Source organism: Williamsia soli (assembly GCF_017377795.1).
Lineage (GTDB): Bacteria > Actinomycetota > Actinomycetes > Mycobacteriales > Mycobacteriaceae > Williamsia > Williamsia soli.
In genome coordinates this window covers 82,698-106,601 of record NZ_JAFRDR010000013.1, presented here as the reverse complement: position 1 = coordinate 106,601, position 23,904 = coordinate 82,698, and the positions used below count along the sequence as shown (strand labels likewise).

Sequence of the window (23,904 nt, the reverse complement as noted above, 5' to 3'; positions counted from 1 at the left end):
CGCCACGGTCCTTCGCGGCGGCGGTCGAGACGAGCGGTCCGTTAGTTGCCGGCCGCGTTGCGCTTGGCGATGACGAGTGGTTCGGCGAGACGTTCCTCGTCGACCATCCTCTGCAACTTCACCAGGGTCTCGTCGAGTCCGGCGTGCGTGCGCGGTCCGGGGGTGAAGGTCGCAGGTAGATGACGCATGCCCTGGATGACGCCGATGGTGTCGTAGTGCACGGTGGTCTCGGGATCGCATCGGTAGTCCGGCATCCGATCGAGCACGGCCAGGAGCATTCGCTTGAAGACGGTCCGAGCGACATTCGAGCCGACGCAGCGATGCACCCCGAGTCCGAAGCTGTAGTGACGGTTGCCCGTTCGATCGAGAATGATCTCGTTGGGGTCGTCGAACACCTCCGGGTCGCGGTTGGCCATCGCCCAGGACAGCCAGAGTCGCTCGCCCTCTCTGAACTGGACACCCTCCACTTCGACGTCTTCGTTGATGGTGCGGCCGTCGCCCGGTGCCGGGGTGAAATAGCGCAAGAACTCTTCTGTGGCCGCGTCGAGCATCTCGTCGCGGTTCTCACTGAGGTGTCGGCGCTGCTCCGGATTCTCCGAGAGCCACTCGAGGGAGTGCGCGGTCAGTGCGGTCGTGGTGTCGAAGCCGCCTCCGATGAGAAGACCGAGGTTGCCGAAGATCTCCATGTCGGGGAGGGGCTCGCCGTCGATCCTGGCCTGGAGCAATTCGTTGATCAAACCTGGTCGCGGATTCTCCCTGATCTCCATGAGGGACGTGAAGAGGTCGAGTCCCATCTTTTTGTGGAGTTCGCCGACGCGTTCGATGTCGGGAGAATCCGGGGGCGTGTAGACGGCGGCGTGGACCGGTTCGTTGTAGATCGTCCACTTCTCCAACGGGATCCCGAGCATACCCAGGGTCAGCACCGCGGGGACGATGTTGGCGAGCTCGTCGACGAAGTCGATACGACCGGATTCGATCTTCTCGTCGAGGCAGGCGCCCACGACTTCGTCGATGAAGGGGATCCAGCGCTTGACCGCCGCCGGCGACAAGTAGGGGTTCAGGAATGAGCGATAGTTCTTGTGGTCCGGTTCGTCCATCTCCAGGATGCCGCCCCGGATACCATTGGCGCGCTTGGCCGTCGGAATCGATATTCCCTTGTAGCCACTGCCTTCTCCGGTCACGTCGTGGTCGTTCGAGACGTGAGGGCACCGGGCCAGTTCGAATACTTCTTTGTTACCGGCTGCCACCCAGTGACCGTCGTAGGTGTCGCTCCACGCGATCGGGCACTCGGACTGCATCTTCTGCGTCACCGCCTCGAATTGGTCGCGGTAATGCGGCGCATGGCGTTCGAATTGGAAGCGATGCTTCTTTCGGTCGTCTTTGGTGACGTCGTCAACGCTCACAGCGTTGTCCTCTCTTGGTGTGTGACTGGTCGCCACCCGAGGGCGCGGGCAACTACTCGGTGATGGAGATGGCTTTTTCAGGGCACGACGCAACGGCTTCCCGGACGCTCTTGTGTAAGTCGGCGGGGACCTCGCCCGTGATGGCCGTGGCGTGGCCGTCGATGTCGCTGAGCTCGAATATGTCGGGCGCGATCATCGCGCAGAGCGTGTGCCCCTGGCACCGATCCTGATCGACCTGCACTTTCACGATGTTCTCCTGATTCTGAAGGGAATTGAGGGATGAAGGCGGGGCAGAGGGCGATCAGAACTTGACGTCGTACCACTTCAGGTAGCCGCCGCCATCGACACGCATCTGCATCCCGGTGACATAGCGGGCTTCCTCCGAGGCGAGGAACAACACCATGTTGCTGATGTCCGAGGGTTCGATGAAGGGGATCTTCATGGCTTGCTGAACGCCGAATGCGGGTTCGGCATCCGCGCGGGTGGGGTGCTCCAGGTCCGGCCGGAAGGAGCGATACATCGGCTCGCTCTGCAGCATGGGGGTGTTGCAGTTGGTTGGATGGATCACGTTGGCACGAATGCCTTCCGGGGCGATGTGCAGCGCGAGGTGGTGGATGTACTCGGTGAGCGCGCGCTTGGAGTAGACATAGCCGACGCCGCCCGGATCCTTTCCGGGAACGTCGACCTTGCTGACATCCATCAGGGCTGCCGTCGATCCGGTGGCGATGATGGACGCACCTTCGGTGAGGTGGGGCAGCGCGACAGATACTGCGTTGATGACACCGACCAGGTTGACGTTCACCACGTCGGTGAACGACTGCCAGCGCGGTTCGCCCTTCATCCCGGCGATGCCGGCCTGTGCCACCACGATGTCGACCTTGCCCAACTCCGCCAGACCGGTGTCCAGAGCGGCCTTCATCTGTTCTGCATTCCGCACGTCTGCCTGAACCGTGACGACGCGGCGGTCGAATTTCTCGACGAGTTTGGCTGTCTCGGCGAGATCTTCCGGCGTCGACATCGGATACCCGATGGTCTCGAAGTCGGTACAGAAGTCGACTGCGATGATGTCGGCGCCCTCTTCGGCGAGACGGACCGCATGGCTGCGTCCCTGCCCGCGCGCGGCACCCGTGATGAACGCGACTTTGCCCTCTACACGACCCATGGTGAATACCCTTCAGTTCTGCTCAGCTGGTTGCGAAAATGAAAACACCGACGACGGGCATCGGTGGGCGTTTACGTATTACGGCCACCGTTGACCCCGAGGATCTGACCGGTGATGTAACTGGCGTCCTCTGAGATCAGGAACGAACAGGCCGCTGCGATGTCCTCGGGACGACCGACTCGTCTCACCGGCGTCTTGAGGATGTGCTCTTCGACGGTGCCACCGAGGCGTTTGAGTCCCTCGGCATTACGTAGGAGCGGAGTGTCGACGAAGCCCGGCGGGACGGCGTTGACGGTGATTCCGACAGGGCCCAGTTCGAGCGCGAGTGACTTGGTCAGGCCGTTCACAGCAGACTTGGCGGAGACATACGCCGACATGTACGGCTGGCCCGAATGCGCGCTCGAGGAAGAGATGTTGACGATCCGGCCCCACTTACCGGCGAGCATGTCCGGCAGGGCGGCCTGAATGCAGTGGTAGGTGCCGTGGAGGTTGACGTTGATGATCTTCTGCCACTCGTCGAAATCGAGATCGACGAAACGGCCGAAGCTGTCGATGCCTGCGGCATTGACCAGAACGGTGACCGGACCAAAGGTTTCACGAACCTCGGTCAGGGCGGCGTCGATCTGCTCGCGGCTGGTGACGTCGACGGTGTAGCTGTTCTTCTCTTCGCTCGGAGTGCGGTCGAAGCTGGCGACGTTGTAGCCATCGGCGATCAGCCGTTCGACCACTGCGTGGCCGATACCGGACCCACCACCGGTGACGACCGCTGTTCTCGCGCTCATGCCCACGGCTCATTTCCGGCCATCGTCGTCCGGTGCATGGTCCGCTCGGACTTCGGATCGTACGGCAGCGCGCGATGCAGCATGCCGGTGTTGTCCCAGATGACCACGTCGTTGACTTCCCAGTCATGGGTGTAGCAGAACCGCTCCTGGGTCGACCAGGCAAGCAACTCGTCGAGCAATTCGCGGCTCTCCTCGGGGCGCATTCCGACGATGTGGTCGGCTGTCGCGCCAATTGCCAGAGAACGCCTACCGTCTTTGCGGTCCCAGACCAGTGAGGTCTCGTGGGTGGGGTTACGGCGCCATATTTCGACGAGCTCATCACTGGGCTCGGGATGGACGAGCCTCTGTGCGGCTTCGAAGCTGTGGACGACGCGCAGACCCTCGTACCGCTTCTTCTCTTGATCGGGCAGATTCTCGTATGCGGCGTAGGTGCTGGCGAACTCGGTGCCACCGCCCACCATCGCCACGTGGCGGGCTGTCAGCATCGTCGCCTTGGCCGGCACGTCGTTGGTGGTGTCATCGATGTGCCAGAACAGCGTTCCGCGCAGGTAGGGAGCCGACTTGTTCTTTTCCGGGTCCAGAGAGACCACGAAGACCTCTTTCCCGCCGGGAGCCAGGACGTCGCCGAGTTTGCGGCTGAATGCCACCTGCTGGTCGTCATCGAGGTTCAGGCCCCGAATCAGAAGAACACCGCGCCACTTCAGCGCTTCCAGGCACTGTGCGGCCACCGCATCGTCGAGAAGATCCTCGACGCCGGAGACCTGAACACCCAGGGCCGGGGTGATGGCTGTTGTCTCAATCACAAGAACATCCCTTTCGTTTTGCGAGAACGCTACTCTCCGAACGTAGCAGTCGGCAAGTGTTCGGTTCGCCTGTTCTGCACCTTTTCCGACGACGCGGGGGATGCATGCCCGCCTGAAAGACAGGTAGGCGAACGTGGGTTTTGTTGCTACAGTGCGAAGAAAGCGGATGTGGCGTTGGTCATATTTGAGAATGTAGTTTTCACAGATTCGAGGAGGCGCTATGTCAGCCCAGGAAACGTTGGCGACCGATGGATATATCGACGCGGCAAGCGGCGGCGTTCGGAAGCGTCTGCTCATCGACGGCCAATTGCTCGCCCTGGACAAGACTTTTCCTTCGCTGAACCCGGCGACCGGTGAGATCTACGGATATGCGCCGGACGCCGGCGTCGCCGAGGCAAGGGCCGCCGTCGAAGCGGCCCGGAGGGCCTTCGACACCACGGACTGGTCCACCAACGTCGAATTCCGCATCAAGTGCCTCGATCAGCTGCACCAGGCGATGCTGGACAACCTCGAGGAACTCCGGGAACTGACAATTGCCGAGGTGGGTGCAACCCGCATCCTCACGCACGGCAACCAACTCGAAGCGCCGATCGGCATCATCAAGTACTACGCGGACCTGCTGCGTACGTACCCTCTGACCGAAGACCTGGGAGAGGTCGAACTCAGTGGCAAGCTCCACCGTCGCTGGGTGGAGAAGGAAGCTGCCGGGGTGGTGTCGGCCATCGCCGCGTACAACTACCCGACCCAGCTCGCACTCGCGAAACTCGCTCCGTCGCTCGCGGCCGGCTGCACCGTCATCCTCAAAGGCGCGCCGGATACTCCGCTGCTGACCCTGGCGCTGGGCGAGCTGATCGCCGAGCACACCGACATCCCCGCCGGCGTCGTGAACGTCCTCTCGTCGACCGAGATCGCGGTCGGCGAGGTGATGACGACCCATCCCGACGTGGACGTGGTCTCGTTCACCGGATCCACGCCCGTGGGAAAGAAGATCATGGCTGCCGCGGCGGAGACGCTCAAGCGGGTGTTCCTGGAACTCGGTGGCAAGTCCGCTCTGCTGGTGCTCGACGACGCAGATTTCAAGACCACTGCGCAGTTCGCGGCGTTCAGCATCTGTTCTCACGCGGGTCAGGGCTGCGCGTTGACGACGCGCCTGCTGGTGCCGCGCGACAAGCACGACGAGATCGTCGCGATGGTCGGGGCCATGATGGAGCACGTCCCGTACGGCGACCCGACGAACCCCAAGATGTACATGGGACCGCTGATCAGCGAACGTCAGCGGGACAAGGTCGACGGAATGGTCCAACGAGCGGTCGAGGCCGGCGCCACCCTGGTGACCGGCGGCGAGCGGGTCAGCCCGGGGTACTTCTACAAGCCCACCCTGCTGGCGAATGTGGACCCCTCGAGCGAGATCGCCCAGGATGAGGTCTTCGGGCCCGTACTCGCCGTGATCCCGTATGACGGCGATGAGGACGCGGTCCGAATCGCCAACGACTCCCAGTTCGGACTGTCCGGTGGCGTCCTGAGCGCAGACGAAGATCGTGCAATCGCGATCGGGCGCCGCATTCGTACCGGTACCTTCAGCATCAACGGCGGAAACTACTTCACCCCGGATGTGCCTTTCGGCGGCTACAAGCAGTCGGGCCTGGGTCGCGAGATGAGCGCCTCCGGCCTCGAAGAGTTCCTCGAGCAGAAGGCTTTCGCTGCACCGGTGGTGGCCGCCTCGTGAAGCCGCTGGAAGGGATTCGCGTCCTCGAGGTCGCGATGTACGGGTTCGTCCCGTCCGCGGGCGGAGTGCTCTCCGACTGGGGTGCTGAAGTGATAAAGATCGAGCACGCCGTCACCGGTGACCCGCAGCGTGGCCTCCGTCAGACGGGTCAGATGAAAGTGGTCGGCGACCCGAACCCGAACGTCGAACACGCCAATCGTGGTAAGCGGAGTTTTGGACTCGACATGTCCAAACCCGAAGGTAAAGAGGTACTTCACGACCTGGTGCGCCGCGCCGACGTGTTCCTCACGAGCTTCCTCCCGCAGCATCGGGCGAAGTTCGGGATCGACCTCGACGAGATCCGCGCGGTGAATCCGAAGATCATCTACGCCAGGGGTAGCGCGCTCGGGCCCCGCGGCGACGAATCCGACCGCGGCGGCTACGACATGACCGCCTTCTGGTGTCGTGCGGGCACTGCGGCAACGGTCACCCCGCCGGGAACCGAAGGCATGATCGCGCCTCCGGGACCGGCCTACGGCGACACCATCTCCGGGACAAACCTCGCGGGAGGGGTGGCAGCGGCATTGCTGAAACGCGAGCGCACCGGTGAACCGTCGGTGGTCGACGTGTCGCTGCTGGGTAGCGGCTTGTGGTCGATGGGACACGGAATCGCGTTGTCGGTACACCTCGATCAGGCGATGGAGGCTCCCGTTCCGGGGGTGCACGGGTCGCCCATCAACCCGTTGACGGGGATCTACGCCACATCGGACGGTCGCTATCTGTCTTTCATCATGATGCAGCCCGCAAAGTTCTGGGCTGACGTGTGCCGGCACATCGAACGACCCGAATTGATCGACGACCCTCGCTTCGCGACCGGTAAGGACATCGCAGAGAACTGCGACAAGGCGGTGGCGATCCTACGAGAGGTCATCGCCACGCGCACCCTGGAGGACTGGACCGAAAGGCTACGGACCTTGGCCGGGCCGTGGGCTCCGGTCCAGGATTCGCTGCAGGTGTCGTCGGATGCCCAGATCCGGGCGAACGACTACTTCGTCCAGGCCGGAGAGATCGAATTGGTCTCCAGCCCAGTCCAATTCGACGTACGCGCCACCGAGACCTCGGCGGCCCCCGAGTTCGCCGCCAACACCGACGAGATCCTGTTGGAACTGGGGCTCGAGTGGGATCGCATCATCGAGCTCAAGACCGCGGGCGCGGTCACCTAGTAACGGAGAGACCCCCATGCCATACATCGCCTCCATCGGCACCTACCTACCACCCTGGGGCACCGCCGAACACAGGCTTGTCGGTGATGACGAGGACGCCATCACCATGGCCGTGGAGGCCGGACGCGCCGCGCTCGCCAAGGGCAACCCGGTGGACTCGGTCGTTCTGGTCACCCGCGACCTGCCCCTGCTGGAAAGCAGCAATGCCGCAGTACTTCTCGCAGGGCTCGATCTGGATCCCGAGCTCGAGGTGACCGAGCGGCTCGGTGGTGCCCCCGCCACCCTCGACGCGCTCAGTTCGGCCCGGCAGCGGACGTTGGTGATCGGGGTCGACCTCGAACCTGCCGGGGCCGCGGCTGCCGTGACGGCCGATTGTGGCCTGCACGTGCGCACCTCGGCGCGGGTGGCCCGCAGCCTGCCGGTTCGTACCCGCAATTCGACCGGGGCAGTACACGACTACGGCGACGCTCGGCTACTGCACGATCGAGGGTTGGTGGCTTCGCTCGCAGCAGCGTGGCTCGAACATCCCGCGGCCGTCGCCGGTGTAGATGCGAAGCACGCCGCCGAGCTCAGTGACGGGACGTCTATGGCACTTCCGACGATCGGGGCGAGTTCGGGCCTGTTCGCGCTTGCCTCGATGGCGGAATCGGAGACCACGGGCCCGCTGGTGGCGGTGGAGCAGGCCAGTCTCTCCGGAATCACTGTCGCCCCGGGGTCGGTGACGATCAACCGTCGGGAATCGGCGCCCCGCGACAAGCCGGGGACGGTCTACGTTCCCGGAAACGAGATTCCGATCTCGCTGGCCGCCTACGAACGGGCCTTCGAGGCGAAGGTTCGTTGGGAGGCAGGCAAACACGTCGGCAGTGAGGTCTTGGAGTTCCCGCCCCGCTATCAGGTCTCTGACGACGGAACGTTGCAGACGAAGTATGAGTTGGTGCCCCTGCCGCGCGTAGGCACCGTGTACACCGCTGTCACGGTGTACGTCCCGGTTCCGGGTTTGAAGACGCCGTACTCGCTGGTCATCGTCGAACTCGAGGGCGTGAACGTTCGCGCGCTGGTCAAGGTCACCGGCGCGGACGCGGGCTCCGTCGACATCGGTGACCGTGGACGACTGGCGTTGCGCAGAGTTGCCATGAGATCGGGAGTTCCTGATTACGGCTATGCATTCGAGCCGGAGGCCGCCGTCGAGTCGGCGCAGGCTCTCGACGCAGAAGGAGTGGCGGTATGAGGAAAGTCGCTGTGGTCGGAGCGGGCATGACGCCGTTCGCCGAGCACTTCGCCCTGGGAATCAAGGACCTCTTGCCGATGGCCTATGCCGACGCCGTGCGCAGCGTCGACAAGGGTATCGACAAGCATGACCTGCAGGCTGCCTGGTTCGGGGCGATGGGGACCACCGACGGATTCCCTTCAGGGATCCTCGCCGACTCGCTGGGGCTGCCCGACATCCCGGTTACGCGCATCGAGAACTCCTGCGCCACAGGCAATGATGCGATACGCAATGCTCTCTACGGAATCGCCTCCGGCGCATTCGACGTCGCGTTGGTCATGGGCGCCGACAAGCTTCGCGAGACGGCGTCGAAGGACATGCTGTGGGAGTGGGAGGCAACATCGCGCGACATGGCGTGGGACTACCCTCTGGGTGTGGTGGCGCCTGCAGGATTCGCGTTGCACGTGAGCCGCTACCTTCATGAGTCGCCCGCCACCCGAGAGCACATGGCCATGGTGGCGGTGAAGAACCACCACCAGGGTGTCAACAATCCCAAGGCCCGCTTGCGATTCGAGATCACGATGGAGCAAGCCCTGGAGGCGCCGACGGTCGTGACCCCGTTCGGGCTCTACGACTGTGCACCTCAGAGCGACGGCGCCGCGGCGCTGATCCTGGCCGCTGAAGACGTCGTCGATCGCTACACCGATCGACCGGTGTGGGTACGCGGAGTGGGGCTGGGCTTGGATTCGGTCATGCACCATCACAAGACGGACATGACCACGTTCCCGGCGACGGTGCGTGCGGCCAAACAAGCGTTCACAATGGCCGGTATGACGCCTGCCGACGTCGACGTAGCCGAGGTCCACGACTTCTTCACCGGTGTCGAACTCATCAGCTACGAGGATCTCGGATTCGCGAACCGGTTCGAAGGATACAAATTGCTCGAGGCCGGGGACACCGCGGTCGGCGGCGCGTTGCCGGTGAATCCCAGCGGTGGCCTGAAATCGAAGGGTCATCCACCGGGCGCAACCGGGGTGGCACAATGCGTCGAGCTGTTCGATCAGCTCCGCGGTACGGCGATCAATCAGGTTGACGGTGCGCGGGTCGGGTTGGCACACAATATCGGTGGTCCCACGGCAGTCGCTGCGGTGACGATCCTCGAAGGCCCCTGACCGGCATCTTCGGCACGGTCGACGACCGATCAGCGGAGTAGGTCCTTGACGACCTTGCCCGAGGCGTTGGTCGGGAGTGCGGTGAGGAACTCGATCTGCCGGGGTGCCTTGAATCCGGCCATCCGCTGACGGCTCCATTCGATCAATTCGGATTCCGACACCTCCGCTTCGGTGACCACGAACGCTTTGCAGACCTCGCCGAGGCGATCATCTGGCACCCCGATCACGGCGACCTGGGCCACGGCCGGGTGTTCGAGCAAAAATCCCTCGATCTCGGCCGGATAGGCATTGAAACCGCCGACGATGAACATGTCTTTCTTGCGGCCGATGATCTTGAGACGACCTCCGTCGTCGAGAGACCCGAGATCGCCGGTGTGCAACCAGCCGTCGGCGTCGATCGCCTCCGCAGTGGCCACCGGGTCGTCGAGGTAGCCCTGCATGACGTTGTAACCCCGGATGAGCACTTCACTGTCGTCTGCGATACGCACTTCGACACCCTCGCAGGGGGTTCCGACCGTGGTGGCGATCTGTTCGAACGTGTCGCCGGGGCGAGACGCGGTCGCGGTGCCGCCTTCGCTGAGACCGTAGCCGGTCATGATCGTTTCGAACGGTAGGTCGTTCTTGATCCGGCGGATCAGCTCGACGGGGATGTCTGCGGAGCCGGTGACTGCGGCCCGCAACGAGGAGAGGTCGCGGTCGCTGGTGTCCGCGGCCAGGAGCGATTGGTAGAGCGTCGGGGGGCCAGGAAGCATCGTGATCTGCTCGCGTTCAACGAGGTCGAGCACCTCGCCGACATCGAGAACTCGCACGGGGTAGATGGCCGCCCCGCGGATCATCGACGCGATCATGCCGGCCTTGTAGCCGAACATGTGGAAGAACGGGTTGACGGCCAGGTAGCGGTCGCCTTCACGGAGATCGGCGAGATCGCACCACTCGGTGAACAATCGCAGCGTCTGTCTGTGATTCATCATGACGCCCTTGGGGCGGCCGGTGGTACCAGACGTGTACATGATGTCTGCGATATCGTCGCCGCTCACCTCGCGTTCGAATGGCTCACCGCCGGAAAGGAAATCCGACTTCAGGTCGACCACGGGAACCACTGTGGAGTCAAAATCCAGTCGCAGAAACCCTTTTTCGACCAGGACCAACTTAGCGCCGCTGCGGCGGATGATGTCGTTCGCCTCGTCTGCCTTGTAGCGGGTGTTGACCGGCACCAAGATTGCGCCGGCGGCCAGCAGGCCGAACGCGGAGATGATCCACTCCGCGGAGTTGGGTGCCCAGATCGCGACCCTGTCGCCCTTGTCGATGCCCGCTGATGCAAAAGCTCCGGCTGCCCTTCGAACCCGCTGTGCGAGTTCAGTGAAGGACAGCCGGAGTTCACCGTCGACGACCGCTTCGGCATCACCGAAGCGGTCGCCTGCGGAGAGGACCATCTGCGGGATGGTCTCCCACGTCATACCTTGAGCAACCTCGCCATGTTTCCACCCATGACCAGCTTCTGGTCTTCCAGCGGCAGGTGCTGGATGTGACTGATGTAGGTGGTCGGCTCCGCGAGTCCTTCGGGGTGCGGGTAGTCCGAACCGAACAGCACGCGCTCGGCACCGATGAGAGCGGTGAGCTTGCTGAAATCTTCTTCCCAGAACGGGCTCACGTGAATGCTCTTCTTGATGGCCGCAACGGGGTCCTGCATGCCGAATCCCTCAGGGGCCTTCTTGAAGACATCGCCCAGGGTCTGCAGCACGTGCGGCAGCCAGCTGGCACCGTTCTCGATGACGGCGATCCGCAACTCAGGGTGGCGGAACAGAGCGCCGTGGCACACCCACGACGCGACGGAGTCCTGAATCGGGCGCCATTCGCTGACCATACGGAATGCGTTGGTGACGAAGGGGAGCATCTCGTCGCCGCTGCCCTCCCAGTCCTGGTTGTAGCGTGCGTAGCCGCTGTCCGAGGAATGCTGGGTGACAAGCACATCCAGTTCGACGACGCGCTTCCAGAACGGATCGAACTCGGGCAGGGCAAACGACCGCGGGCCCTTGAAACCGGGCACCGGCGCCGGCCGGACCAGGATCGCCTTAGCGCCCCGCTCGACCACCCACTCGAGTTCTTCGATCGCCTTGTCCACGATGGGCAGGCTGATCACCGGGACGGTGAAGATCCGGTCTTTGTAGTTGAACGACCACTTCTCGTACAACCACTGGTTGAGCGAGTGGACCACGGCATGGATGAGCTCCGGATTGTCACGCATGCGCTCTTCGATGAGGCTTGCAAGCGTCGGGAACATCAGTGTCCGGTCGATCTGCAGCTCGTCCATCAGCTCCAGCCGGGGGCCGGGCTCGCGGAATGCGGCGGGCGACTTGATCGGCTTGCCGAAGATCTCGCGCTTGCTCTTACCTTCGGGATTGCCGTTCTTGAAGTAATCCTCCATGGCACCTGGGCGCGCGACCACGTCGAACGTTGGGTTGGGGATGTATTCGCTGATCTGGTTACGGATGGCGATCTTCGTGCGGCCCTCGACCTGGACGTATTTGATGGCGCCCTTGTACTTGTCCGGAAGGAACTTGGTCAGCGCCTCCTGGGTCTCGTAGAGGTGGTTGTCCGCGTCGAACAACGGATACGGCAATGCATCTGGCATGAGATCCTCCTTTTCCTTTAGTGAGAACACTATTCTCTTTTGTTGGCTGTGGCAATGTGCTGGCGGACGACGAACTTCTGAACTTTGCCGCTCGCGGTGCGAGGGAAGTCGTCGACCTGGTGGAGCTCTTCGGGCCACTTCTGTTTGGCGATTCCGACCCGGCCGAAGTGCGCACGCAGGTCCTCCATCGACGGCATCGGCCGCCCCGGGAGGAGCCGCAGTACGGCGGCGGCGTGTTCACCGAGCCGTGCATCGGGGGCTGCGACGACGACGGCTTCCGCGACATCGGCCATACCGAGAAGCACCTCTTCGACCTCGAGCGCGCTGATGTTCTCGCCGCCGCGGATGATGATGTCGGACTTGCGGTCGGTGATCGTGAGATAGCCGTCCTCGTCCAGTTCACCGACATCGCCTGTGCGATACCAACCTTCCTCGTCGAAGTGCTTCGCGGTGAGTTCGGCATCGGTGTACCCCAGGCAGAGATCAGGGCCGCGACTGAAGATCTCGCCGTCGTCCGCCAGGCGTATCTCCACTCCGGGCAACACATTTCCGTCGGTGAACAATCGCTTCTCTTCGGGCGCGTCGTACATCGACCCCACGATCGACGGATGCTCGGTACTGCCGTAGGAGCGGAAGACCGTGATCCCGAGCTCGGCCAGGCGGGTGGTGACCACGGCTGGGACCGACGACCCACCCAGTCCGGCATACTTCATGTATCTCAAGTGTTCTCGGGTGAAATCAGGGTGGTCGAGCAGGCTGATCACGAAGTAGGTGGCACCACCACCCACGGTCAGTCCGTCGGTCTGCATGAGCGACAACGCCTGAGCGGGATCCCAGGCGTCGGTGAGGTTGATCGGTGACCCGTCGAGCACAGGGATGAGGAATGCGTTCACCATGCCGATGAAGTGCCCGACCGGAGCGGCGGTGAGCTGGCGGCCGCGGTCCGGGGGATAGAGACCACCCAGCTGGCGGGTTTCGTGTCCTAGTGACCGGTGGCTGTGGATGACACCCTTGGGTGAGCTGGTCGTACCGGAGGTGAACGCGATCAGGGCAGGCAGCGACGACTCGGTGCGGACGATTCCAGACAGCGGTTCGTCGGCGAGGAGGTCGTCGAAATCTCGTCCCACCACGCCGACGATCGGGACGTGTGAGCTGAGCTCGGGATCAAACTGCGTGCGGCCGAAGCTCTCCGCCGTGATGAACACTTTCGGGGTGACCGCGCCGAGGATGTACCCGACCTCTTTGGGGCCGTAGAAGTGCACGATCGGCACGACCGTGGCCCCGAGAAAGGACGATGCCCAGAATGTCGCAGCGGCCTCCATCCAATTCGGCAACTGGAATGCGACGACGTCGCCCGGCACCACCCCGCGCTCGCGGAGTCCGGCCGCGAGCCTGCGAGCGACGAGCTCGACATCGGCGAACGTTCCCGTCCACGGTCGAATTACGGAATGAATCCGGAATTCGACGTCTTGGGCCGCGGCCAGACCGGTTGCGAGCAAGTCGCCGATCGTCTCGTCGGTCCACCACCCCTCGTCCTCGTACCTCTGGACCAGGTGGGCGGGAATGGTTCGCATCTCGAGGGGCTCCAATGCACTTAGGGGACTCGACCGCAACGTGAATCGCCTGCGCCGGGTGTCTCTACAGCGAGAGAATCGAGGCTGCTGCAGTGCCGGGCGCGCCGTACACCTGTGCGTATCCGACCTTGGGCTTACCGGGAACCTGTCGGTCACCGGCCTGACCGCGCAGCTGTAGGACGAGTTCATGGACCTGGCGGATCCCGGACGCACCGATGGGCTCTCCGTTGGCGATCAGGCCGCCGTCGGTGTTGACCGGCATCGAACCGCCGATCTCGGTCGCACCTTCGGCGATGAGCTTCTCCTGGTCTCCGTCGGCACAGAATCCGTTCTCTGCCATGTGGATGACCTCTGCACCGGCGTCGGTGTCTTGGAGCTGCATGACGTTGACGTCTTCGGGACCGATTCCGGCCTGCTCGTAAGCAGCACGGGACGCGTATACGGTTGGGGAGACGTCTTCGTCGATGGCGGCCCACGTGGCGTGGACCTCGTAGGCACCGTAGGTCCGCGTGCGAATCGCAGTCGACCGCAGGTAGACCGGGTTTGAGGTGAAGCGCTTGGCGATGTCGCCACGGCACATGATCACCGCGGCCGCGCCTTCGTCCGGCGCGCAGAACATGTAGTGCGTCAGCGGGTAGTTCAGCATCTGAGCGCCGAGGATCTCTTCTTCGCTGATCGGCTTGCGGCGGAAAGCCTTCTCGTTGAGACCGCCGTTGCGGTAGTTCTTCGCAGCAACTTTCGCGAGAGTCTCCACCGAGATGTTGTGGTCGCGGATGTACCGGCTGATCTTCATGCCGAAGAACTGCGTGGTCACGAACTGACCGTTCTCGGCGTACCAGGCGGGTAGACCCAGCATCGCGGGGTCGGCGGTGAACGCGCCGCGCGGGTGCTTGTCGGTGCCCACGGCGATACCGATGTCGTACTTACCCGAGCGGATTCCGTCGGCGGTCTGCTCGATGGCGCTGGCGGAGGTGGCGCACGCGTTGAACACGTTCGTGAACGGGATTCCGGTGAGGCCGACCAGGCGGGTGACGGCGTCGGTGTTGTCCACCTCGTAGCTGCCGCCGATGCCGAACTGGATGTCTTTCCACTGGGCGCCGGAGTCGGCCAGTGCGAGTTGGATTGCGTCAGCGGCCATTTCGATGGCCGACTTGGCGCCGAACCGCCCGAATGGGTGCAGGCCGACACCGATGATGGCAACGTCGTTCATGTGAGAAGCTCCTCGCTCAGCTCTGTGTAACCGGCGCGAACGCCCAGGTGATGATTTCGGTGCCATCGGCATCGGTGTAGAACGGGATGAAGGTGAGCTCGACATCTTTGATGTCGGCCAGCTTCTCGGGGTCCGCCTCGGTCAGCCGGGCTTCCACCCGCACCACGTCGCCGAGCTGGATCAGGCCCATTCCGAACGTCTCGAACGTCGCAGCGGTCTCACCGCCCGCGTAGGGAAGCTTCGGTACGAAGCCCTGGGTGGTGAATGCGATCAGTTCCCCGCGGCGGGGAAGCAGCAGTTCGGTCATGTCCGGTCCACTGCACCGAGGGCAGCGGTCCTGCTTGGGCCATGTGGTGGCACCGCAGGCATCGCACCTGCTGCCGATGAGCTGCGCGTTCTCCGCAGGCCACGTTGAAACGCCGGGCGCGAGCGCCTTCGCCATGAGTTGTCCTCCGTAGTCGGGTGCCGCTTTTGGCGCATACGTCCACGTCCACATCGGACAGCGGGCACCCACTCACACTAAACGGAAATTGCATTCTCGTCTACGAATATCCCCATACTCTTTTTCCAGAGTGCTAATTTCCGGTCGCGATCATGGTGTGGGATGGATGCTGGCGCGGAAGGCGAAGGACACGAGTTGAGCGCGGTCTCGGGCGCCGACTTTGGTCATCGCCCTGTTGGCATGGGTTTTGACCGTGAACGGCGACAGGAACATCTGCTCCGCGATCGCCTTGTTGTCGAGTCCGCCCGTTATGGCTGCGACCACCTCACGACACGAGAAACGTCGAGGTGTTCAACGCTGCACTCAGGATTCACTTCAACTCGTGCTGTGTGATCGGCCCGACGCAGTCATCAGGACTACTGCAGATGCAGTAGTCCTTCCAGGTCCAATGACGGACGAATCGCTGGACGACGTGATTGCCGAGTTCGACAGCGCTCAGACCGCCAACGCACTATCGGTCGCGCGTGATGCGATCGACGAGTAATTCGATGATCTCTCGTCGCTCGGTGTCGTCGCCGGGATGAGTGAGTAGGCCTTCGACGACAAACGCGATGATGTGGCTCGCCGGCCCCGCATCGTCGGGTGGGAGATCGGCGCGGGTGAGTGTGTCGGCCATTGTGTGGAAAGTGTTGTGCCACTGATCGATCACCGACGAGTTGGCGCGTCGCGAATGGACGGTGTCGACGAGGTTGCGCATCGCCGACAACTCTTCGACCGCGAACATGATCTTGTCCGCCAGGGGACGCTGCGCCATGGGTTCGTACCGCGCCATCGCCTCGGCCAGTAGCTCTTCCAGGACAGCCACCAACACGTGGTCTTTGTCGGGGAAATACCAGTAGACGGTGTTCGCGGTGACGCCGGCATCGGCGGCGATCCTACTCAGCGCGGTGTCGTCGTAGCCGTTGTCGACAAAGAGTCGACGAGCGGCGGCGACGATTTCGTCCCGCTTTTCCGCCCGTGCTCGTGGACGACGATTGGCGGGCATGCGAACACCCTACTTGATCGACGTTCAAGAAGACGGTACCGTCTTGAACACCAATCAAGAAAGTGGGGGACACCGTGTCGAGTGGGAACGAGTACACCCAGGCCGAAGAGTTCTTCTCCAGCCACGGAGTCAGGTGCGCCGCGACTGTGTACCGACCCAGTGCACCTGTGGGCCCGGTGCCCGTGGTCGTCATGGCCCATGGTTTCGCCGCGACGAGGGGGATCCGGTTACCTGCCTACGCGGAACGTTTTGCGACCGCCGGGTACGCCGTGGTCTTGTTCGACTATCGCTACTTCGGAGACAGTGAGGGTGAGCCCCGCCAGTTGCTCGACGTCCGATCGCAACTCGACGACTGGCGCGCAGCGATCACGTTCGCCCGGTCGCTGCAGATTGTCGATGCCGACCGGGTGATTGCCTGGGGCACATCGTTTGCCGGAGGCCATGTGCTGACGTTGGCCGGCCGCGGTGAGCGATTGGCGGCGGTCATCGCCCAGGTTCCCCACGTCAGCGGCCCGGCGGCGGTGCGTGCCACGGGTCTACGGCAAGGATTGCGACTGGCACCGGTGGGTCTGGCCGATCTGATCGGATCCTGCTTTCGGCGACCGCCTCGATACGTCGCGGCGGTCGGGCCCGAAAACGCGGTGGCGGCCCTTGCTGCCCCGGGCGCGATGGCTGCGTTCGAGCGACTGATCGCCGGATCGAGAGTTCGGCGTGGGGATTATCCCGAGACCGTGGCCGCGCGAATCCTGGTGAAGATCGGGCTCTACTCTCCTGCGCGAACTGCCCGGAAGATCAGTTGTCCAGTGTTGATCCAGGTGGCGACGTCCGACAACATCGCGCCGGCTGCCGCTGCTGTGAAAGCCGCCCGGGCCATCCCGAATTCGACGCTGCGACATTACGAATGCGGTCACTTCGACCCCTACGTCGATCCTCTTTTCCCCGGCGTCGTCGCCGACCAACTCGAGTTTCTGAACGAGATGGTTCCGGTCAACTCCGGACGGGGATGAGGTCTGACGGCAGCCCGCAGGATGTCAACTCGCCTGCGTACTCCACGATCGTTGGGATAGCAGTCGCATGCCGTTGAGGGCGACGATGACGGTCGAGGTTTCGTGACCGGCGACGCCCAGGGGTAGTGGAAGAGTTGCGGTGAGGTCCCAGATCACCAGAGTCACGATGAAGGTTGCCGCGATGGCGAGGTTTGCGATGACGATGCGGTGCGCCCGCCGAGACAGCTTCAGGACGCCGACGAGGCCGCGGAGGTCGTCGTGGATGAGCACGGCGTCGGCTGTGTCGAGGGTGAGGTCGGAACCTCGTCGGCCCATGGCTACACCGGTGTGGGCGGTGGCCAGTGCTGGGGCGTCGTTGACGCCGTCGCCCACGACGAGGACTGCGTATCCGTGATCGCGAAGCTCCTGCACGGCGGCGGCTTTGGCGTCGGGGAGAAGGCCGGCGCGGGCGTCTGTGATGCCGACGCCTGCGGCGGTCGCGGTGGCGACCTGCTGGTTGTCGCCGCTCAGCAGAATGGGCCTTTGTCCGGTGAGTTGCGTGATCTGGGCGACCGCCTGTGAGCTTTCGGTGCGGATGGTGTCGCGCAGGCCCAGCAGGCCGACCGCTGTGTTGTCGATGCCAACGAGGACGACGGTGTGCCCGGACTGTTCGAGTTCATCGACGAGAGCGCGCGCTGCGGGTGTGAGGGGACACATGTGGGGACGGCTGAGGTCGATTCTTCGTCCGGCGACGAAGCCGTGGACTCCGATACCTGGGGTGGATGCGAAATCCGTTGCCGTCTCCAGCTTGTCATCGGATCGCCACGCGGCGTCGGTGATGGCGGTGGCGAGGGGGTGTTCACTGTGACGTTCGACGGCGCCGGCCAGTGCCAGGATGTCGGCCGGTTCGATGTCGGCTCCGGGGAGTGCACACACGGTGTGGACGCGGGGCATTCCCTCGGTCAGGGTGCCGGTTTTGTCGAACACCACCAGGTCGATCTCGCGCAATCGCTCCATCACCACTGCCGATTTGACCAGAACACCATTGCGGGCCGCGGTGGCCATAGCGGCGAGCAGTGGCGGCATGGTCGCCAGCACCACCGCGCACGGTGAGGCAACGATCATGAATGTCATCGCTCGCAACAGCGCGGACTCGAGGTGGGCGCCGAACAGCAACGGCAACACAAAGATCGCCACGGTCGACGCCACGACGATACTCGAGTAGTACTGCTCGACACGCTCGATGAACAGCTGGGTCTTTGCCTTGGTGGACGAGGCGTCGTGCACCATGGCGACGATGCGAGCGATGATCGTGTCGGCGGGGTCGCGGATGACCTCGACAGTCAGCATGCCGGTTCCGTTCATGGTGCCCGCGTAGACGGCATCTCCGGCCCGCTTCTGCGCAGATACCGATTCGCCGGTGATGGTCGACTGGTCCACCTCGCTTGCACCGGAGACAACCCTCCCGTCTCCGCCGATGCGTTCGCCGGGGCGAACGATGATGGTGTCTCCGATCGCGAGATCGGACGCGTCGACGGTCGTCTGCACCCCCTCCGCGTCGACGCGCAGTGCCTGCTCGGGGCTGAGGGACAGGAGACCGCGTATAGAGTCGGCTGTTCGTTGAGTCAGTACTGCTTCCAGTGCGCCGGAGGTGGCGAAGATGACGATCAACAACGCGCCGTCGAAGACCTGTCCGATCCCGGCCGCTCCGATGGCGGCAACGATCATCAACAGGTCGACGTCGAGGGTCTTGTGCCGGAGCGCCCGCAGGCCTTCGAGTGCCGGTTCCCAGCCACCCGCGAGATAACAGGCCAGATATGCGGCCCAGTAGGTCCATTCGGGCATCGAGGACACGTGCAGCGCCAGGCCGATTGTGAACAGCAGCAGAGCGACCGAGGCCCAACGCACCTCCGCGATCGAGAAGGTTCGAGTCTTGTGAGAGGGCCGGCCGTCCTCGAGTGGAGGGGAGGGCGGCAACGTAGCCGTGATGGTCATCTCGGGCTTTCCGGTCGAGGGTGACGTCCTGCAGCGACAATACACGCATAAATGAAGAGGTGTACATATGATCATTTGGTTACCATCTACTCATGGGTCACGGAGTCGAGGGCAGAGCTACACCGCCGGCGCACCTTGATGCGGAGTCCGCTGCCACAGTTGCAGCCACGCTGCAGGCGCTGGCGACCCCGAGCCGGCTGAGAATCCTCACCGAGTTACGACACGGCCCGCTGGGCGTCACCGCTCTGGCCGAGGCGGTCGAGATGGAGCAGTCCGCCGTGTCGCATCAGTTGCGACTACTCCGGGCGTTGGGGTTGGTGACCGGTGCCCGGGCGGGTCGCGCGGTGACCTACCGCCTTTATGACAATCATGTGGCGATGCTTCTCGACGAGGCGATTTTCCACATCGAACACCTCGGACTCGCCGCGCAGGATCAGGCGACCGACACCGCTTGAAGGGCCGTGAGCCCCACCCGAGTCGAGCAGTGCGTGGTGGCCTTCATTCCGCTGTGAACATCGGGCGACCGGACACCGGGTCGCGGCTGATCCGCGCACGGACGTCGAACACGGTGTGCAGCAGGTCGGTGGTCACGACCTCGTCGGGGTGACCATCCGCGACGATGGCTCCCTCGCGCATCGCGATGATGCGGTCGCAGTAGCGAGCTGCCTGGTTGATGTCGTGCAGGACCATGACGACGGTTTTGTCGTGTGTGCCAACGAGTTCGACGACCAGTTCCATGAGGTCGATCTGATGGCGGATGTCGAGATAGGTGGTTGGTTCGTCGAGTAGCAGGATGTCGGTGTCTTGAGCCAGTGCCATCGCGATCCATGCCCGTTGTCGCTCGCCTCCCGACAATGTGTCGAGTCGGCGGTCGGCCAGGGGCGCGACTCCTGCCATCGTCATCGCCCGCGCCATCACATCGTCATCGTGTCGGCTGAGCATGGCGAGCGGCCCCAGGCGTGGGTATCGGCCTTGTTCGACAAGTTCACGGACCCTCAAACCGGCCGGTACGACCGATGCCTGCGGAAGGATGGCCAGTTCTCGGGCCACCTCGATCGACTTGCGGGTCGAGAGGGGGATTCCGTTCAGTCGTACCCGGCCGCGGCGGGGGGTGAGCACTCGCGCGAGCGCCATCAACAGGGTCGACTTGCCCGAACCGTTCGGCCCCACCAGTGCGGTGGCGGTGCCCGGGGCGATCTGCACCTCGAGACCGTCGATGACTGGCCGACGCCGACCGGTGTAACCCAGCTCGAGATCGAGTCCTTCCAACAGGGGCGGATTCTCGGTCATCGTCGGTCCTTTCGTACGAGCCAGATCAGATACGGGGCTCCGAGTAACGCAGTCACCGCGCCGACCGGCACACCTGTGACGGAGGGGCCGCTCCCTGGCAGGTCGAGCGTGATGCTGAACGCGAGAAGGTCTGCCGCCGATAATCCGATGGCGCCGAGGAGCATGCTGACGGGTATCAACTCGCGGTAGTCGCCGCCGGCCAGGACGCGCGCGAGATGTGGTGCCATCAAACCGATGAATGCCACCGCGCCTGTCGCGGTGACGGCGGCTGCCGCCGCGAGTACCGCGATCATCAGCAGCACGAACCGTGCGCGGGTGGCCGGAAGCCCCAGGCCAGTTGCGGTGGTCTCGCCGAGCGCAAGGACATTGACGCGCGAGGTTGCGAGCAGCGCAGCGAACCCCAGCATCAGCAACCAGGGCCACAGCGCATTCCAGTCCGACGGGGTGCGTGCGTTGAGTGATCCGACGAGCCAGCGCAGTACCACGCCCATGGGCTGCGAATCGACCACCAGCAGCAACGACGTGACGGCGCCCAGAACGGCGCCCAGCAGGATTCCGGCCACCGCCAGCGAACGCCGGCCGATCAGATAGAGAAGTCCTCCAGCGACGACCGCACCGATGAGTGAGGCCGCCGCGGCGACCTCGCGGCCGGGAAAGGCGATGAGAGACAACACGACTGCCAACGCTGCGCCCGCTCCGACGCCAGTGGTACCGGGCTCGGCGAGCGGGTTGCCGATGACGGCTTGCAGCAGAGCGCCGGAGAGTGCGAGCAGTGCGCCTGCGCCGATGCCGACGAGGACGCGGGGCAACCGGTACTTGAGCACAATGACTTGATGTGCCCGTACGTCGCTGGAGCCGGTCAGGACCCGCAGGGTGTCGGCGGCACCGAGTTCGGACCGGCCGATGAGCAGGTGCGCCACGATCAGCCCGCAGAGAACAGCGACGCCTCCGATCAGCAGGGCGCACGAGCGTCTCACGTCGCCGAGTCCTGACGATGTAGCGAAAGCAACAACGCCGGAACGCCGATCAGCGTGGTGGTGATGCCAACGGGTATCTCGATGGGGTACAGAGCGATTCGAGAGATCAGGTCAGCCCCCGCCAAGAGCGCCGCGCCCGCCACCGGGGTGAGCCAGAAGACCCTGCGCGCGCTGGTGGTGCGCAGCGCCCACCGGCACAGGTGGGGTGCGAGCAGAGCGACATAGGCGACCGGGCCGCACACCGAGGCCACGACCGCCGCAAGGACACCGGCGCACACCAGAGCGCACAGTCGTGTCCAACGGACGCTGACGCCCAGTCCCGCTGCGACATCGTCGCCGAGTGACAGCGCTGCCACCCGATGTCGCAGCAGCAGTGCCACAGGAATCGCGACGGCGAGCCACGGCGCCACGACGCGCACGTGGGGCCATCCGCGCTCGCTGAGACTGCCGAGTAGGTAGCGGAACAACAGCGGCAGATTGCCCTCGGTGCCCAAGCTCACCAACGTGATGACCAGTCCAGAGGCCAGCGCAGTCACAGCCGCGCCGATCAACAGCATGCGGGTGGGATCGTGCGTGGTGCCCACCGCGGTCACGACAATTGCGCCCGCCGTGCCGGCACCGACGAGTGCCACGTACGGGAGTTGGTGCAGCGCAATCGGAACCGCGAGCACGGTAACCGCTGTCAGCACAACGGCCGCACCCGAGGACACGCCCAGCAGTTCGGGCCCGGCTATGCGGTTTTGCATCGCGTCCTGCATCAAAATGCCGGCCAGGGCGAGCGCCGCGCCACACAGTGCACCGAGCACTGCTCGGGGCAGGCGAGAATCGGCGACATTGCGGTGCAGCGGATCGGCGGCGTCAAACAGTGCCGACATCGCCTGCGCGGGTGTCAGTGCGGGGTCACCCGCGCACAGGGCGGTGACGACAACACCGGCCACCATTGCCGAACCGAGAAGCAGGAGGCCCATGAGCCGCCGATCGGGTGGCCTACTCCGCAAGTTAGTGGCAATGGTTATCATTTCGCATAACATCATCTGTAAGGGAGATCGAATGCGCAAGTTCACCCGTCTATCTGGCCTGCCAACGAGGACTCGTCGGCTTGCCGTGACCGCGTCGGCGCTGGCGCTGCTTGCCTCCGCTGTGGCCTGCAGTGGCGAGGACGAGGCGTCGCCCGCCGACGCGATCACCGTCACCGACTCGACGGGCACCACGGTGACGCTCGACGCCCCGGCCGAGCGCATCGCGTGCCTGACGATGATGTGCGTCGACGCACTGAAAGAAGTCGGGATCGTTCCGGTGGCATACCGCGAGGACCTGGCAGTCGACGACCGGTTCTTCGGTCCCGACACGCAGATGCGCCAGATCACGGGCGGTTTTGGCGAAGAGAATGTCGAAGACATCGCCTTGGCGCAACCCGACCTGGTCATCGGGCTCGGTGGTGTCCAGGACGGGTTGCGTGGAGCGGTCACCGAATCCGCGCCGCTGTACCTGGTGAACCCGACCTCGTGGCGGGACTCGGTCGAGTTCTTGCGCACGGTGGGCCAGTTGACAGGTAGGCAGGCCCAAGCCGACGTCGCCGCACAACGGTTCATCGACCGCGTCGAGAACGCACAGCAAAACCGAAGTGACGTGACCACCCTGTCGATGTATGGGGAGCCCGGCAGCCTCGGAGTCGACTCCGTCCAGACTCCGGTCGGGTCATTGCTCGCCGAGGTCAGCAATTACCCATGGCAGGCCGGCACCGACGCTTTCGCGACAGTGTCGGTGGAGCAGATTGCGGCAGTGAACCCCGATGTCATCTTCGCCCAGGCATTTTCATCAGGGGAAGACACCGAACCGCTGTCGGCGCGACTTGCCGCCAACCCGGTCTGGCCCTCCATTTCGGCGGCGCAGAACGATCGTGTCGTGGAGGTCGAGGCCAGTGTGTGGGCAACGGGGCGTGGAACCATCTCCCTGGGCATCGTGCTCGATGCGGTGACCGCCGAACTCAACACGGCATGAGGGCGATAAGGGTGCGCCGCAGGTCCACCTATTGAAAACGATTGTCATTTAGCCTACGGTGGTGATGCCCGCTCAATCGGGCATTCAGTTCGCCTCTCCAGGGCGAATACATCTCGAATAAAAGGAGATTCATGAACGACAATGAGTTCTTCCGTTCGATCCAGGCGCCGGTCGGTTTGGCGACCCACTCCGCGGGCCACAGCAACGCGCTGGTGGAGAACCCGTTCGACGACGCCCAGGACACCGAGGACTGATAGGTCTCCGGATCATTTGAGGCATCACTGACCCGCGTGCC

At 63.9% G+C, this 23,904-nt stretch carries 24 protein-coding genes; 8 read left to right on the top strand and 16 right to left on the bottom strand.

Going from position 1 to position 23,904, the window contains the following annotated elements; translation table 11 throughout:
• Positions 1–41: 41 nt before the first annotated feature.
• From J3S28_RS25805 to J3S28_RS25785, 5 genes are all read right to left on the bottom strand, one after another.
• A complete protein-coding gene (locus tag J3S28_RS25805; RefSeq protein WP_207843820.1) occupies positions 42–1,403 on the bottom strand; it encodes a cytochrome P450 in 1,362 nt (453 codons plus the stop codon).
• A gap of 52 nt (positions 1,404–1,455) precedes the next feature.
• On the bottom strand, positions 1,456–1,650 hold the full coding sequence (locus J3S28_RS25800) for a ferredoxin (protein WP_207843819.1): 195 nt from the start codon (positions 1,648–1,650) through the stop codon (positions 1,456–1,458).
• Between the two features lie 54 nt (positions 1,651–1,704).
• Entirely contained in the window at positions 1,705–2,565 is an 861-nt protein-coding gene (locus tag J3S28_RS25795) for a mycofactocin-coupled SDR family oxidoreductase (protein WP_207843818.1), read from the bottom strand.
• Between the two features lie 71 nt (positions 2,566–2,636).
• A complete protein-coding gene (locus J3S28_RS25790; RefSeq protein WP_207843817.1) occupies positions 2,637–3,347 on the bottom strand; it encodes an SDR family NAD(P)-dependent oxidoreductase in 711 nt (236 codons plus the stop codon).
• Positions 3,344–4,150 (bottom strand): TauD/TfdA dioxygenase family protein, encoded by an 807-nt coding sequence (locus J3S28_RS25785; protein WP_207843816.1) that lies wholly within the window; start codon positions 4,148–4,150, stop codon positions 3,344–3,346. The genes J3S28_RS25790 and J3S28_RS25785 overlap by 4 nt, the downstream gene beginning before the upstream one ends.
• 220 nt (positions 4,151–4,370) lie before the next feature.
• On the opposite strand from J3S28_RS25785, the gene J3S28_RS25780 reads away from it, so the two are divergent.
• Genes J3S28_RS25780 through J3S28_RS25765 form a run of 4 tightly spaced genes read left to right on the top strand, consistent with a single transcriptional unit; the run spans position 4,371 to position 9,457 of the window.
• On the top strand, positions 4,371–5,876 hold the full coding sequence (locus J3S28_RS25780) for an aldehyde dehydrogenase family protein (RefSeq protein WP_207843815.1): 1,506 nt from the start codon (positions 4,371–4,373) through the stop codon (positions 5,874–5,876).
• Positions 5,873–7,078, top strand: a complete 1,206-nt coding sequence (locus J3S28_RS25775) for a CaiB/BaiF CoA transferase family protein (RefSeq protein ID WP_207843814.1) — start codon at positions 5,873–5,875, stop codon at positions 7,076–7,078. The genes J3S28_RS25780 and J3S28_RS25775 overlap by 4 nt, the downstream gene beginning before the upstream one ends.
• A 16-nt stretch (positions 7,079–7,094) precedes the next feature.
• A complete protein-coding gene (locus tag J3S28_RS25770) occupies positions 7,095–8,306 on the top strand; it encodes an OB-fold domain-containing protein (RefSeq protein WP_207843813.1) in 1,212 nt (403 codons plus the stop codon).
• Positions 8,303–9,457, top strand: coding sequence for a thiolase C-terminal domain-containing protein (locus tag J3S28_RS25765; RefSeq protein ID WP_207843812.1), 1,155 nt, complete (start codon positions 8,303–8,305; stop codon positions 9,455–9,457). The genes J3S28_RS25770 and J3S28_RS25765 overlap by 4 nt, the downstream gene beginning before the upstream one ends.
• 29 nt (positions 9,458–9,486) lie before the next feature.
• Here the strand turns inward: J3S28_RS25765 and J3S28_RS25760 are convergent, their stop codons facing one another.
• The 7 genes from J3S28_RS25760 to J3S28_RS25730 form a co-directional block, all read right to left on the bottom strand.
• Complete coding sequence (locus J3S28_RS25760; protein WP_207843811.1) at positions 9,487–10,914, bottom strand: FadD3 family acyl-CoA ligase; 1,428 nt, start codon at positions 10,912–10,914, stop codon at positions 9,487–9,489.
• Positions 10,911–12,119, bottom strand: a complete 1,209-nt coding sequence (locus J3S28_RS25755) for an amidohydrolase family protein (RefSeq protein ID WP_372436076.1) — start codon at positions 12,117–12,119, stop codon at positions 10,911–10,913. Before J3S28_RS25755 ends, J3S28_RS25760 begins: the two co-directional genes overlap by 4 nt.
• Positions 12,119–13,663 carry an AMP-binding protein gene (locus J3S28_RS25750; RefSeq protein WP_207843809.1) on the bottom strand — a complete coding sequence of 515 codons (1,545 nt, stop codon included), beginning with the start codon at positions 13,661–13,663 and terminating at the stop codon, positions 12,119–12,121. Before J3S28_RS25750 ends, J3S28_RS25755 begins: the two co-directional genes overlap by 1 nt.
• A 64-nt stretch (positions 13,664–13,727) precedes the next feature.
• Complete coding sequence (locus tag J3S28_RS25745) at positions 13,728–14,873, bottom strand: thiolase family protein (RefSeq protein ID WP_207843808.1); 1,146 nt, start codon at positions 14,871–14,873, stop codon at positions 13,728–13,730.
• A gap of 16 nt (positions 14,874–14,889) precedes the next feature.
• Positions 14,890–15,315, bottom strand: coding sequence for a Zn-ribbon domain-containing OB-fold protein (locus tag J3S28_RS25740; protein ID WP_207843807.1), 426 nt, complete (start codon positions 15,313–15,315; stop codon positions 14,890–14,892).
• A gap of 150 nt (positions 15,316–15,465) precedes the next feature.
• Positions 15,466–15,639 (bottom strand): response regulator transcription factor, encoded by a 174-nt coding sequence (locus tag J3S28_RS25735; protein ID WP_207843806.1) that lies wholly within the window; start codon positions 15,637–15,639, stop codon positions 15,466–15,468.
• A 187-nt stretch (positions 15,640–15,826) separates the two neighbouring features.
• Positions 15,827–16,360, bottom strand: a complete 534-nt coding sequence (locus tag J3S28_RS25730) for a TetR/AcrR family transcriptional regulator (protein ID WP_207843805.1) — start codon at positions 16,358–16,360, stop codon at positions 15,827–15,829.
• A gap of 74 nt (positions 16,361–16,434) precedes the next feature.
• Between J3S28_RS25730 and J3S28_RS25725 the strand changes: the two genes are divergently transcribed.
• A complete protein-coding gene (locus tag J3S28_RS25725; RefSeq protein ID WP_207843804.1) occupies positions 16,435–17,367 on the top strand; it encodes an alpha/beta hydrolase in 933 nt (310 codons plus the stop codon).
• Positions 17,368–17,391: 24 nt separating this feature from the next.
• Here J3S28_RS25725 and J3S28_RS25720 read toward each other — a convergent pair whose 3' ends face one another.
• Positions 17,392–19,341 (bottom strand): heavy metal translocating P-type ATPase, encoded by a 1,950-nt coding sequence (locus J3S28_RS25720; RefSeq protein WP_207843803.1) that lies wholly within the window; start codon positions 19,339–19,341, stop codon positions 17,392–17,394.
• 92 nt (positions 19,342–19,433) lie between these two features.
• Here J3S28_RS25720 and J3S28_RS25715 point away from each other — a divergent pair, with 92 nt between their 5' ends.
• Entirely contained in the window at positions 19,434–19,796 is a 363-nt protein-coding gene (locus J3S28_RS25715) for an ArsR/SmtB family transcription factor (RefSeq protein WP_207843802.1), read from the top strand.
• Between the two features lie 43 nt (positions 19,797–19,839).
• Here the strand turns inward: J3S28_RS25715 and J3S28_RS25710 are convergent, their stop codons facing one another.
• Genes J3S28_RS25710 through J3S28_RS25700 form a run of 3 tightly spaced genes read right to left on the bottom strand, consistent with a single transcriptional unit; the run spans position 19,840 to position 22,576 of the window.
• Positions 19,840–20,631: an ABC transporter ATP-binding protein gene (locus tag J3S28_RS25710; protein ID WP_207843801.1), complete on the bottom strand. Its 792-nt coding sequence runs from the start codon at positions 20,629–20,631 to the stop codon at positions 19,840–19,842.
• A complete protein-coding gene (locus J3S28_RS25705; RefSeq protein ID WP_207843800.1) occupies positions 20,628–21,608 on the bottom strand; it encodes a FecCD family ABC transporter permease in 981 nt (326 codons plus the stop codon). The genes J3S28_RS25710 and J3S28_RS25705 overlap by 4 nt, the downstream gene beginning before the upstream one ends.
• Positions 21,605–22,576 carry a FecCD family ABC transporter permease gene (locus J3S28_RS25700; protein ID WP_207843799.1) on the bottom strand — a complete coding sequence of 324 codons (972 nt, stop codon included), beginning with the start codon at positions 22,574–22,576 and terminating at the stop codon, positions 21,605–21,607. The genes J3S28_RS25705 and J3S28_RS25700 overlap by 4 nt, the downstream gene beginning before the upstream one ends.
• A 136-nt stretch (positions 22,577–22,712) precedes the next feature.
• On the opposite strand from J3S28_RS25700, the gene J3S28_RS25695 reads away from it, so the two are divergent.
• Both J3S28_RS25695 and amiA read left to right on the top strand, forming a co-directional pair.
• Positions 22,713–23,609, top strand: coding sequence for an ABC transporter substrate-binding protein (locus tag J3S28_RS25695; RefSeq protein WP_207843798.1), 897 nt, complete (start codon positions 22,713–22,715; stop codon positions 23,607–23,609).
• A gap of 131 nt (positions 23,610–23,740) precedes the next feature.
• Positions 23,741–23,863 (top strand): streptamidine family RiPP, encoded by a 123-nt coding sequence (gene amiA, locus J3S28_RS28650; protein WP_272874244.1) that lies wholly within the window; start codon positions 23,741–23,743, stop codon positions 23,861–23,863.
• The last annotated feature ends 41 nt before the right edge of the window (positions 23,864–23,904 follow it).

Bases quoted from the DNA above. Each gene is read 5' to 3' on its own strand.
- J3S28_RS25795 (WP_207843818.1), bottom strand. From the start codon at position 2,565: ATGGGTCGTGTAGAGGGCAAAGTCGCGTTCATCACGGGTGCCGCGCGC.
- J3S28_RS25790 (WP_207843817.1), bottom strand. From the start codon at position 3,347: ATGAGCGCGAGAACAGCGGTCGTCACCGGTGGTGGGTCCGGTATCGGC.
- J3S28_RS25780 (WP_207843815.1), top strand. From the start codon at position 4,371: ATGTCAGCCCAGGAAACGTTGGCGACCGATGGATATATCGACGCGGCA.
- J3S28_RS25770 (WP_207843813.1), top strand. From the start codon at position 7,095: ATGCCATACATCGCCTCCATCGGCACCTACCTACCACCCTGGGGCACC.
- J3S28_RS25765 (WP_207843812.1), top strand. From the start codon at position 8,303: ATGAGGAAAGTCGCTGTGGTCGGAGCGGGCATGACGCCGTTCGCCGAG.
- J3S28_RS25760 (WP_207843811.1), bottom strand. From the start codon at position 10,914: ATGACGTGGGAGACCATCCCGCAGATGGTCCTCTCCGCAGGCGACCGC.
- J3S28_RS25750 (WP_207843809.1), bottom strand. From the start codon at position 13,663: ATGCGAACCATTCCCGCCCACCTGGTCCAGAGGTACGAGGACGAGGGG.
- J3S28_RS25745 (WP_207843808.1), bottom strand. From the start codon at position 14,873: ATGAACGACGTTGCCATCATCGGTGTCGGCCTGCACCCATTCGGGCGG.
- J3S28_RS25740 (WP_207843807.1), bottom strand. From the start codon at position 15,315: ATGGCGAAGGCGCTCGCGCCCGGCGTTTCAACGTGGCCTGCGGAGAAC.
- J3S28_RS25730 (WP_207843805.1), bottom strand. From the start codon at position 16,360: ATGCCCGCCAATCGTCGTCCACGAGCACGGGCGGAAAAGCGGGACGAA.
- J3S28_RS25720 (WP_207843803.1), bottom strand. From the start codon at position 19,341: ATGACCATCACGGCTACGTTGCCGCCCTCCCCTCCACTCGAGGACGGC.
- J3S28_RS25715 (WP_207843802.1), top strand. From the start codon at position 19,434: ATGGGTCACGGAGTCGAGGGCAGAGCTACACCGCCGGCGCACCTTGAT.
- J3S28_RS25710 (WP_207843801.1), bottom strand. From the start codon at position 20,631: ATGACCGAGAATCCGCCCCTGTTGGAAGGACTCGATCTCGAGCTGGGT.
- J3S28_RS25700 (WP_207843799.1), bottom strand. From the start codon at position 22,576: ATGGGCCTCCTGCTTCTCGGTTCGGCAATGGTGGCCGGTGTTGTCGTC.
- amiA (WP_272874244.1), top strand. From the start codon at position 23,741: ATGAACGACAATGAGTTCTTCCGTTCGATCCAGGCGCCGGTCGGTTTG.